The sequence below is a fragment of the Rhodococcus sp. MSC1_016 genome (assembly GCF_023667485.2).
Classification (GTDB): domain Bacteria; phylum Actinomycetota; class Actinomycetes; order Mycobacteriales; family Mycobacteriaceae; genus Rhodococcus_F; species Rhodococcus_F oxybenzonivorans.
The window spans coordinates 3,631,714-3,642,961 of record NZ_JAMOZI020000001.1; the positions used below are offsets into that span (position 1 = coordinate 3,631,714).

Here is an 11,248-nt window from a genome sequence, read left to right on the forward strand (position 1 = left end):
CCGTGGTGGGGCATGCGGTTTTTAAGGTGCTCCCTCATACTTGCCGATCTCGCCGGTTGCCATGCCTACCGCATGATCGGTCAGCGGATGCGCGATACACCCGGCCACTGGTGTTGATGCGGGAGTGCTCCCGAGCTCAGCCCAGAGCCAAGTCATACTCGGTCGACGCCTGCGCGCTCGGAGTGCGTTCCGAGCTCAGGAATTCGCGGACCAGTTGCATCGTCAGAGCGGGCAGCTCCAGCTGAGGAACGTGCCCGCAATGAGGAATCACCACTGATTCCGCGGTAGGCATCGCCTCGCTGACGTGGCGAGCGAAGCTGGCCGGAACGAGCCGGTCCTCGCTTCCCCACAGGAACAACGCCGGTGTCCGAAGGTTGGGGAGTCGTCCCCAGAACCCGGTATCGCCGAAGGCTTCCTCGGTGTAGATGTTGAACAAGGCCGACAGCGCAGCGCGACGGTGTGCACCGGAGCTCATGGCAATCTCGAATTCGTCGACGGCAGCGTCGAACCAGCTCTGTGGCACTCGGTTCGGGTCGGCGAACATCGCCTTCACGCCCGCCATCACGACAGGGCGCGGCACGGGGGCCGCGGGTAGGCGCGCCACATCCACGGGCAGCAACTTGACGAGTGGTACCAACTGCCGGAATCGGCGGAACGCCGGTGACGGACAGAGCAGGACCAGCTTGGCGACCGCCTCGGGATCGTGCATGGCCAACTCGAGTGCGAGGCGGCCACCGAGAGAGTTGCCGACGACGACGGCGCCGCGGGCATCGACCGCATCGAGGAAAGCGCGAAGCCAGGAGTACAGCTGGTGGGCGGTGTAGGTCCAGCACGGTGCTTCCGACGCACCGAACCCGGGGGTGTCGGGCGCGATGACGCGGTGGTCCTCGGCCAGGTCGGCCAGCACCGGAAGCATGGATGCATTGGTGGCACCGAGGCCGTGGAGGAGAACGACTGGAGGCGCGTCGGCTCGGCCCGCCTCCAGGTAGGCCGTGCGCACGCCACCTGCGTCGACTTCCCGCGACTGCGGTCGCGTCGACAACTCGACGTCCGGCGCGAACGCCCCGCCGATCTGAAGCACCGTCGCAAGGCTTCCGCGTGTGACGAGGTCGCCGTCCAGAAACGCGTCGACCCCGCTGCGCCGGCCGATCAGGACGTCGGCGAGCGTGTCTGCGTCGGTCCGGATAGTGCACGTGGGCTTGCGAGGTCCGTCTGCACTGCGCAGGTCCGCGACACCACTGTCGATCGACACGGTCCAGTGACCGTGACCAGCGATGTCGAGGACCACAGTGGCCGACTCGTCGCTCATCACCGTATCGGTGAGGTCGCGCGGAAAGTGGGTGGCCAGCATGCTGGCTGGATCGATCGGGTGCCCTTCGCCCATGTGCTCTTCCTTCTTTAACTGCCGCGGCGTGTGTTCCCCGGCGTCGTGGGCAGCCGATTACCCGGTTGATCGGAAGTTGAACATGAGGAGCTTTCCGTAGCGGCTTGTGCCGAGAGATATCGAGACCGTGCGACCACTCTTCATCTCGGCGGGCGAGGCCACCGTCGGCCTCATGGTCGTGCTCGAAACGCGGTGACGGCACGGACGGCCGAGACGCAACACCCGACGCCGCTCCGTGAAAGTTTTCTGACGCGTGCGTGACACATCGCGTTTCTGGGTACAGGTTTCCTCACATGTTCACCGCGCTCCAGCAGTGCGGGCTGGGTGAGCGTCGGGTGGCGAGAACGCCGCCACCTACGTCACGTCACGATCGAGGAGTTCACATGCCTTCATATACGGACCTTCCCAAGCCACTGTCGGACGTGTGGGAGTGGCAGGTGCATGGCTTGTGCCGTGGCGTCGACTCGTCGCTGTTCTTCCACCCGGACGGACAGCGCGGGCGCATCCGGAAGCAGCGTGAGCTGCGAGCCAAGCAGCTGTGCAACCGCTGCCCGGTCATCGTCCAGTGCCGAGAGCATGCGCTGGCTGTCGAGGAGCCCTTCGGAGTGTGGGGAGGAATGTCCGAATCCGAGCGGCAAGCCGCCATCGAACACCGGCGAGGCGACATCGCCATATGATCGCGACCTCGGCCCTAGGTTAGCGGCTCTATTTGCGCTCCGGGCTCCCCGACCACGCCGTCAGTTCAGCGATGTCGCCGTACAGCGCCGACTGGTAGGTGAGCATCAGTTCTTCCACTCCGTCGAACTGATCCCCCACGTGGTGGGTGTTCACGGCCGATAGTTCCCGGTCGCCTGAGCGGGAGATGAGGTCGTCGATTCGACTGTCCAGGCTCATCGCTCGGTTGACGGCCAGCACGGAGCGCAACTGCACTTCGGCTCGGGAGAGCAGGTCGCCGATGCGTGCCAGCGCCGCAACGCGGTCCACCAGCTGGTCCCACACCGGCGTCAGTGCAGCCTGCCGGAGTTGAATCTGCCGGCGACCACTGTCGGAGTGGGTGACGCGCAGTGCGTCGTCGAGCTCGAAGCGAATGCCGCGCAACGCCACGGTGTCGACAGCGATTTGCGTCAGCTCGTCGGCGAGGTCGAGTTGGTGCCGCTGGACAGCGAAGTGCTCGGAGCGCCACACCGGGGACCCGTCGATCCTGTCGTACAGCATTCCGGCGAGGTAGAGGAGCGTGTCGTAACCGTCGGCGAAGGTGTCTTCGTCGAGGTCGACGCCGCGGCCGAGCGCGTCGGCCACCCTTCTTCCGGCCGCCGCCATCACGGTGTTCTGCGACGCCTGGCCGATCCGCTCCGCAGCGGTACCTCGCGCAATTTTCGCAGCCCGCTCGAAGGCGCTTCCGGTCAACGGTGTCGGCGTCCGCTGCAGAGCACGGAAGAGCGCATCACGTTGCTCGAGGTCGAGATGCACGCCCTCCCGCCGATCACGGCGCATCGCCCGCACACCGTTACCGTAATGCGCTGTCGACATCACCACTGCCGACCGATATGCCTGCAACTTCCTGGCGAGTTCAGTGGCGCGGTACTTGAAGAGCAGTTGCGCCGGCCCGGGGCGCAGGGTGTCGCAACGATGGACGACCTGGTGGTATTCGTCCGTCAGAAGACGCAAGTGACCGAACCCACCGATCGATGGGATCGTCCTGCCGGTGCGACGGCGGTTCGCGAGCACCTGCCGGGTGGCCGCATCGAGGTGTCCGGCAGCGATCAGCACGGCAGCCTGATCGGACAACGGCGGGTGCGTTCTCGAAATAGTGGCTCGCTCACACCAACGCCGAACCTCGAAAGAAATCCGAGCCCTACGCTCCTCGTCGGTGTCGATCATCGGCGGGATCTCGCCGTACGGGGACTGGCCGCTCTCCGACATCGGACCTCCTGGATACCGGCTTCTGGGCAGATCGCTCCCCACTACTGTCCCAGAAAGTCGACGGACGCGCCGCGACCGCTTCGGCCGGGGGGCAGTCCTAAGCTCTCCGCATGAGTCTCTCGGTCCGCGCAGTGCTGCTGCTCACCACGGCGTTGCTGATGACCGGGTGCGCAGGCTCGGTGAGCGGATCCGCCGATACCGCGGCCGCCCCGTCGACCACCTTTTCCGCCACTACCCCGCTGAAAAAGACCACGTCGACGCCCCCTACTTCGATGCGGAGTGCGGCCCCGTCAACTCCGAGCGTGGTTCCCAGTGCTGGGACGAGCGCACCCACGAGAACCCGGGAAGTCGATCCGCAGCGTTACGCGGGTACCGCGGCGGGGAGCTTCTACTTCACGACGCCCAGTACCAAGTTCCACTGCGCGATCCTGACCGGCGGCGACCTCCCGACGGCGGGTTGTCACGGCCAGATGCCGGAGTCGGCTCCGAAGGTTCCCGGATCCGGCGCCCCCGACATCCGGGTGCCGCCCAACGCCGTCGAAGTGACCGGTTCCCGCTCGGGTCAGTTCATCAGTGCGGGTGATCCGCGGTACTACCCGCTGGGCGGTTCGCCGGCCACCGTTCTCCCGTACGGCAGGTCGCTACGCGTGAACGATCTGACCTGCCACGTCGAAGAGACGACGGGCGTTACCTGCACGAGCGACGTCGGGCACGGATTCACCCTGTCCGACAGCATGTTCCGCATGTGGTGAGAGTTCCGGAGGTTCGTCGAATTGCGTGGACGTAGCGCCGCGCTCGTCGCCACTGCAGCAACGGCGCGCCTCGTAATTCCGTTGCTCGATGCGATCGCAGTCCGTAGGGTCGCTTCGCTTTGTCCACCAGAAACAACCAACGGAGTGCTTCGTCGTCATGGAACCCATCACTGAACGCGACATCAGGTTGTCGTTCATCAACTGCTCCAAGGGTGATGCCAAGCGGCTGCCCGTCCCCCGAGATTTGGATGACAGACCCTGGGGCGACCTCGACTTCCTCGGATGGCGTGACCCCTCGTCTCCTGGCCGGTGCTATGTCGTCGTGCCACAGGAGGATCGGCTAGTCGGTGTCGCTCTGCGTTACGAATCCGGTGGGTCTCGGCGGGCGCAGATGTGCACGATCTGCATGACCACACATGCCAATGGTGGCGTCTCCCTCATGGCCGCACACAAGGCCGGAGAATCCGGTCGCCGGGGCAACTCGATCGGCACCTATATGTGTGCTGATCTCGCGTGTTCGCTATACGCACGCAGGAAGAAGAGCCCAGCACTCGGCAGGCAGTACCGGGACGATCTCGCCCCAGAAGAGAGAATCGTGCGCGTCCGCGACAACGTGAACGCCTTTATCGCCCGCGTCTACGACTGACATCGGCGCAGTCGGACCGAACCTGTGTCCCATCGGGCCACTCGGGCACGGCTCATCCAGCGCTACGGGTACGGAAGCTGCTCCCCACCGCGGGCTGCCAGCAGCGGCTCCATGACGCCGATCTCCTCGCTCTGCTCTTTGATCATCGATGTCGCCAGCTGCGCCACCGCGCGCGTGGTGGCGTGCTGGGCGGCGTGGGAGGCCATGCCGAGGCCACCACGATGGTGGCGGATCATGAGCTGAAGGAACGCCGTCTCGGCCGGGGGTCCCGTGAGCCGACGAAGCTCGTCCATCTCGGTCCAGCTCGCCATTCCGGGCATGTGGGCGCCGGAGTGGTGATGGCCGGTTCCCATCCATGCCATCGGTTGCGGGGAAGTCTGCGGTTGGTCGAGCAACATGAGCCAGCCGCTGAGCACACCGATCTCCTGATTCTGGGCGGAGGTGATCTGCGTGCACAGTGCATCGATCATGGGCTCACGCGGAGACGCCAGGGCGTGACACAGTTCGATCGCCTGCAGGTGATGACTCGACATGTCCTGCGCGAAGCCCACTTCCAGGGGTTCGAGCGACACAGTGGCGGCGCGCGGCGGGTCGGGCTGGTGCTGCCACCACGCCCCGACGACCACGCCGAGAAGGACACACGCGACGCCTACGGCCGCGAGAGCAAGACGTTTCATGTCAGCGGGTACACACCGTTCTGGAACTGCAGCGCCAGGAAGCCGTTGTCCATGCACGTCACCCAGAGTTGGTCGCCGCGAAACTCCGGAGGCGACATGCACCAATCGCTGGACATGTCGATTCCGATCGGCCGGGTGCCCGGCCCGACCGCGCCCGCTCCATTGATATCGCCCTCCAGCGCGGCCCGCGCAACCGCGATCGATCCGATCAGCGGAAGGCCGACTATCGATCCCAGGGTCGCATGCGTCGAGTTCTCGAGCCGGCCGGCCTTGTCCGGTTGCCCCGGCGGGACGAAGTACGCGATCTCCTTGATGTCCTGCAGGTCGCGGACGTCGAAGACGCGAATACCGGATTGGATCCAGCCGCAAGCCAGCGCGGTGGGGTCCACGGGCCGATCCACACTGCAGTAGTGCGCGTCGTAACCGAAGGCACCGTTGCCGCCGTTGTCCTGGGCCCACACGTCCATGTTCTGCGGCAGGTTCACCTCGAGTTTGATCGTGTTGATCAAGCGCAGATTCGCATCATCGGACGAGTCGATCACCTTCACGCCACCGGATCCGCCTTCATCCACGGTGAAGATGACTGGTGCGCCGTCCACAGTGACGGGGATGGTGTGTTGCGTCAGCTGACCGTCCGACCACAGTCTGCGGCCCACATGCGGCACCACGGGAAAGAGAGCGCGGCGCTGGACGGCGCTGATGTCCAGCACGGTGATGCCCGCCAGCGTCGAGATATACATGCGGTTTCCATCAGGCGTGATCCCGAAGCCGTGGTTCGACACACCGGTCAGGCCCGTCCAGACCACGCGGGGTTCGACCGGGTTACTGACGTCGATAGCCGACAACTGGCCGCCGGCAGTGCCTGCAGCCCAATATGTTCGGCCGTCCGGCGAGAAGCCGCCCTCGTGCGTCGTGATCGGCAGCGGGAGCGACAGCTGCGTTCCCGTCCCCGGATTGAGGAGCCGCGGGCGCGTGCAGTCCTGGGATACATCGTAGATCGAGAATCCACCGATGCCGGTCAGTAGTCCGACGCCCGTGCCCGCGAGGAGACCGCGCCCCGGATCGACCTTGAGCGACTCCCAGGTGCCTGCCTGCATCGGCGGTTCGATGAGGGTCCCGGTGTGCCGCGGGCGGGCCGGATCGGATACATCCACTACCTGGACGCCAGGGCCGGGGCGGTCGAGCCGGGTGGGAATATTCGATCCCACATACACGCAGTTGCCATACGCGGCGCTGACGATTCCCGCCCCTTGACCCTGGAGTTGGCCGACCAGTCCGAGGTTGCACGAGTACGGTTGCTGGCTGCGTCCACTCCGGCGGTCCGCGAGCGGCACCTGCCCTTGCATCCCCGATTCCTGATCCGACCCCGGTCCGCACTCGGCGCGATCGACCGCTGTGCGTTGGACGGAAAGGAAATCCGTCACCGGGTCTGCGACCGCGGGCGCGGCAACGAGCCAGACAGCGAGGACTCCAGCTAACGCGGCAACCCGGCGACCTCGGTGCGAGCGGTGTGAACCCATGCGCGACATGCTAGGTATTTCACACCAGAAACACCGGCGTTTCTGGAAAACAGTTCAATTCTTCGATTCGCGCACCGGCACCGGCGCCGAAACGGTGCCGCACGTGTGGCGACGCCGAACAGGCTCGGTGCACGTCTACCCTGACATCATGCGCGAGTCGGCAGGATCCACAGCCATTGAGCCACTTCCCGCAGGCCGCCATCGCCTCGACCCGACGGCGGTAGCGGCCTCCCAGCGGTACCGCATCGACTTCGCCGCCCTGGACGTGCTGGCCGAAAAGGGCTACGCGGCAGCAACAGTGGCAGACATCATCGCCTCCGCGCGCGTGTCCCGACGCACGTTCTACGAGTTCTATGCGAACAAGGGTGAGTGCTTCGTCGCCGTGTGCGCGCTCGCGACCCGGATCATGGCGGAAGAACTCGACGCGGCCACAGACACCTCGCTGCCCTGGCAGCTACAGCTGCGCGCCCACATTCAGCGCTACCTCGAAGTCCTGGCCGCACAACCCGGCGCAGCGTATGCCCTCACTGTGCAGACGTTCGCCACCCCGGAGCTTCGGCAGGCCCGCGAGGCGATGTTCGACAGTCTTCTCGATCGAATGCGCGGACTTCATCAGCTCGCCCGTCAGCAAGATCGCACGCTCCCCCACCTGCCCGACGACCTTCTGCGGCTACTTGTCGGGGGCTTCGACGAACTGTTGCGCACGAATCTGCGCGCGCGTGACGGGCACAGTCTTCCGTCGCTTGCTCCGATGATGACGCGGGCGGCGATAGCGATACTGCAGAGTTCCGGAACAGCGGAGCGCTGACGGATGTCGACGTCGCCGAAGCCCACCCGGCTCACCCTCGATCCGGAAAAATTGCTCGCGACCGCGGTTGCCCAAGCGGAACTGGGCGCCCGGGAAGGCGGCATCCCGATCGGCGCCGCCCTCTTCGCCGGAAACGGAGACCTCCTCGGCAGTGGCCGCAACCGTCGCGTCCAACACGACGACCCCTCGGTGCACGGTGAAACAGATGCCTTCCGGGCCGCCGGACGTCAGCGTGACTATCGCTCGACCGTCATGGTGACGACGCTGTCGCCCTGCTGGTACTGCAGTGGACTGATCCGCCAGTTCAACATCGGGGCTGTCGTCATCGGCGAGAGCGTCACCTTCACCGGAGGGCACGAATGGCTCCGGGAGCACGGGGTCGATGTGACGGTTCTCCGCGATCAGCACTGCATCGACTTGATGACCGAGTTCATCGAGACCCAGCCGGAACTGTGGAACGAGGACATCGGGGTCGCCGACTGAGGGAGGCCTGCTCTGCGCAGGGTGGCCTGATCCTCACCCCGGGGTCGGTATCAGTACCGAGCACGCTCGCACAAGATGGAATCACGTCAGAAACGCCGAGCTGACACCCTCGCTGCCTCCGAGAAGGAACACCAGATGTCGAAGAGTCGTTCACCCCGAACCCGCGTGATCGCAGCGCTCGTAGGAGCCGCCGCTGCGTTGTCGATCGGGATGGTGGGTCCGGCGGCTGTGGCTTCCGCCGCGCCTCCCTGCAAGATCAACTGCCATCAGCCGAATCCGAAGCCACTACCCAAGGACCTCGGAGACAGCTGCCAATTCTGCACATCGACGCCCGGCGGACCGTCGCAGCCACCCCCTCCACCGCCGCCGCCACCACCGCCGCCCGCCTGACAAAGACCAGCCGACACAGAGCCCCTCGCCCCGCACACGGAGCGAGGGGTGTCGGCGTGTCCGGGTCCGTGCATCCCGAATCGACCCGCATCCCGGCCAGGTGTTGCGCCCCACACCCGACACCCACCCCCTACCCTGAGTGCATGCGCATAGGAGCACATGTCCGCCAGGACGACGATCCGATCGGATACGGCGAACGACTGGGGGCCGACATCATCCAGATGTTCCTCACCGACCCCCAGAAGTGGAACAAACCGCCCACGCACCCGCGGACCGACGAGATCCGCGACAGTCCCATCGACGTCGTCGTCCACTCCTCCTACGTGATCAACGTGGCGAGCCTCAACAACCGGCTCCGCATGCCCTCACGCAACGCCGTGGCGCAGCAGGCTCAGGCCGCCGCAGACATCGGCGCATTCGGGCTGGTGGTGCACGGTGGCCACGTCCGCGACGGTGAGGACGTCAACGAAGGGATCGTCAACTGGCGCAAACTCTTCGAGCGCCAAGCTGACAAGGGTGGTTTCCCGGTACCGATCCTTATCGAGAACACGGCAGGTGGCGACTTCGCGATGGCCCGCCGCTTCGACGCGATCGACCGGTTGTGGCAGGAGGTCGGCGACTTCGGTGCCGGCTTCTGCCTCGACACCTGCCACGCCTGGGCCGGCGGTGAAGACCTGGTGGGTGTGGTCGAGCGCATCAAGGCCATCACCGGACGCATCGACCTCGTGCACCTCAACAACTCGCGGGACGAGTTCAACTCCGCGCGGGACCGGCACGCCAACCTGGCCGACGGAACCATCGACCCGGAACTGCTCGCCGAGGTCGTCCGCACGGCAGGCGCACCCGTGGTCCTCGAAACGCCGGGTGAAGGACTCGCCGAGGATCTGGCTTTTCTCCGGGAGACGGTCGGGCACTAAACGGTATGGCTAACCGCGGGACGAGCCGGGGGGGTTGCGCGCAAGGGCCCATTCTCCCACGTTCGCGTGTTCGGGCCGAAGTTGTCAGACTTCCAACACCGCCTGCTGTGGATCCACAGCAGGGTTACCTCGGCATCACTGCACACGGAACTGGCCACGTATACAGTCAACCGGTTGGTACTTCCCAACGTATCTGGGTGAGTCGCAGCTTCGTGCGGGTTGAACCGGCGGGTATGCATATGATGCAAAGCCATCGGCGGACGACTCGGTCAACAGATACTGTGTCGGTCGAGATCATGGCCGAGCCGCAGCCATCGCAATCGCTGGGGCGCGCCCCAGCACGACGTGGGTGCCCATCGACGAACCTCGGTGCCTGGCGGTCAGTATTCTTGTCACACGTTCGAGAAATGAGTTTGCGGATGAAGAGAGCTGACGGCGTCGGCGAGTGGGTGGCATATTCGGGCATCGGTGTCCACGAAGTGATCCTCGCCATCACAAGGGCCGCGGACAGAAGCCTCTTGGAAATCGCGGACGAGATCGTCGCCCGACTCACCTCCGAGATCGCTGAATTCACCGCCGACGAGCCCATTGTCGAACAATTGAACGCTGGTGCCGCACACAACTTCGCTATCACCATGCGAATACTTCGACACGAAATCGAGATCGATCAGGTTGATCCGTCCGAACCTGCGAATGAACTTGCCCGACTACTCGCCCAACGCGAGATTCCGATCACCGCACTGGAGCACGCCTACCGCCTGTACCAGGACAGTGTTGTTCGATGGTGCCTTCGGGAGCTGGCGGTCCGCAGTGCCGACGCGGCCGTAACCGCACAGGCGGCATTGGAGATCACCACACTGGTATCTGCCCACGTCAACCTGATTGCCCAGAATTTGTTGACGACGTATGAGGCTGAGCGAGATGCATGGCGGCTTCGGCGAAGCGCCTCCCGCTCAGCACGTATCAAGGACATACTGGGCAACCAAGCGATCGATATAGGCTCGGCCGAGGCAGCACTCGGCTACCGCCTCAACCAATACCACATCGGGGTGATCGTGTGGACAGTTCGGAGCGAAAGGCCCGATGACGAACTGAGTCATCATGAAGGAGCGGTCATTGCACTCGCCGGGCACCTAGGCATCTCTGGCCACCCGCTGTTCGAGCCGCGCGACGAACACACCGGATGGGCTTGGCTACCGCTCGGACAACAAGACAACCTCGACCTCGAGAAATTTGCTTCGATCACAGCGAATTGGGACCAGCCAGTTTCGGTGGCGGTGGGTACACCTCAGAAGGGCGTCGCCGGGTTCGTCCGCACTCACTCGCAGGCCAATCAAGCTCGAACTGTTGCCCAGGCCTCGCGCGTCCCGACCCCACGAATCATCTCCATTGCCGATATCGGCGCGGTCGCGCTGATGTGCAGCGACCTCAGCGCGACTCGCGCCTGGGTCGCCGACGTTTTGGGTCCGTTGGCCGCTGATGACCCGGCGGCCGAGGATCTACGCACTACACTGCGTGAATTCCTTCGCGCCGGTGGGAGTTATGCCGCCACCGCCACTGAGTTGCACATGCACCGGAACTCCGTCGTCTACAGGATCCACAAAATCGAAGATCAGCTCGGCCGGAACGTGCGCGAAAGACGGCTGGAACTCGAGAACGCTCTAGAGTTGTGCTTCTGGCTCGGCGGGGCGGTGCTCGCTCCGGACCCGGACAAAGCCGGGACATCCTGATTACTGGCCTATAGCCGG

General features: G+C 64.9%; 11 protein-coding genes. 7 read left to right on the forward strand and 4 right to left on the reverse strand.

The window, feature by feature from the left end; all coding sequences use genetic code 11:
• Positions 1 to 136: 136 nt before the first annotated feature.
• Positions 137 to 1,384: an alpha/beta fold hydrolase gene (locus tag L1080_RS16750; protein WP_250776168.1), complete on the reverse strand. Its 1,248-nt coding sequence runs from the start codon at positions 1,382 to 1,384 to the stop codon at positions 137 to 139.
• 383 nt (positions 1,385 to 1,767) lie between these two features.
• On the opposite strand from L1080_RS16750, the gene L1080_RS16755 reads away from it, so the two are divergent.
• Positions 1,768 to 2,061 carry a WhiB family transcriptional regulator gene (locus tag L1080_RS16755; RefSeq protein ID WP_109328148.1) on the forward strand — a complete coding sequence of 98 codons (294 nt, stop codon included), beginning with the start codon at positions 1,768 to 1,770 and terminating at the stop codon, positions 2,059 to 2,061.
• Positions 2,062 to 2,089: 28 nt separating this feature from the next.
• Here the strand turns inward: L1080_RS16755 and L1080_RS16760 are convergent, their stop codons facing one another.
• Complete coding sequence (locus tag L1080_RS16760) at positions 2,090 to 3,307, reverse strand: hypothetical protein (protein WP_250776170.1); 1,218 nt, start codon at positions 3,305 to 3,307, stop codon at positions 2,090 to 2,092.
• A 110-nt stretch (positions 3,308 to 3,417) separates the two neighbouring features.
• Here L1080_RS16760 and L1080_RS16765 point away from each other — a divergent pair, with 110 nt between their 5' ends.
• Positions 3,418 to 4,059: a hypothetical protein gene (locus L1080_RS16765; protein ID WP_250776172.1), complete on the forward strand. Its 642-nt coding sequence runs from the start codon at positions 3,418 to 3,420 to the stop codon at positions 4,057 to 4,059.
• 157 nt (positions 4,060 to 4,216) lie between these two features.
• Positions 4,217 to 4,705: an FBP domain-containing protein gene (locus L1080_RS16770; RefSeq protein ID WP_250776174.1), complete on the forward strand. Its 489-nt coding sequence runs from the start codon at positions 4,217 to 4,219 to the stop codon at positions 4,703 to 4,705.
• Between the two features lie 62 nt (positions 4,706 to 4,767).
• Here L1080_RS16770 and L1080_RS16775 read toward each other — a convergent pair whose 3' ends face one another.
• Positions 4,768 to 5,382, reverse strand: coding sequence for a DUF305 domain-containing protein (locus L1080_RS16775; protein WP_250776177.1), 615 nt, complete (start codon positions 5,380 to 5,382; stop codon positions 4,768 to 4,770).
• Positions 5,379 to 6,902: an LVIVD repeat-containing protein gene (locus tag L1080_RS16780; RefSeq protein ID WP_250776179.1), complete on the reverse strand. Its 1,524-nt coding sequence runs from the start codon at positions 6,900 to 6,902 to the stop codon at positions 5,379 to 5,381. The genes L1080_RS16775 and L1080_RS16780 overlap by 4 nt, the downstream gene beginning before the upstream one ends.
• Before the next feature lie 148 nt (positions 6,903 to 7,050).
• Here L1080_RS16780 and L1080_RS16785 point away from each other — a divergent pair, with 148 nt between their 5' ends.
• The 4 genes from L1080_RS16785 to L1080_RS16800 all read left to right on the forward strand — a co-directional run bounded on the left by L1080_RS16785 (position 7,051) and on the right by L1080_RS16800 (position 11,230).
• Complete coding sequence (locus L1080_RS16785; RefSeq protein ID WP_250776181.1) at positions 7,051 to 7,710, forward strand: TetR/AcrR family transcriptional regulator; 660 nt, start codon at positions 7,051 to 7,053, stop codon at positions 7,708 to 7,710.
• A gap of 3 nt (positions 7,711 to 7,713) precedes the next feature.
• On the forward strand, positions 7,714 to 8,193 hold the full coding sequence (locus tag L1080_RS16790) for a nucleoside deaminase (protein WP_250776189.1): 480 nt from the start codon (positions 7,714 to 7,716) through the stop codon (positions 8,191 to 8,193).
• 533 nt (positions 8,194 to 8,726) lie between these two features.
• Entirely contained in the window at positions 8,727 to 9,500 is a 774-nt protein-coding gene (locus tag L1080_RS16795) for a deoxyribonuclease IV (protein WP_250776191.1), read from the forward strand.
• Between the two features lie 296 nt (positions 9,501 to 9,796).
• A complete protein-coding gene (locus L1080_RS16800; RefSeq protein ID WP_250776193.1) occupies positions 9,797 to 11,230 on the forward strand; it encodes a PucR family transcriptional regulator in 1,434 nt (477 codons plus the stop codon).
• Positions 11,231 to 11,248: the final 18 nt, after the last annotated feature.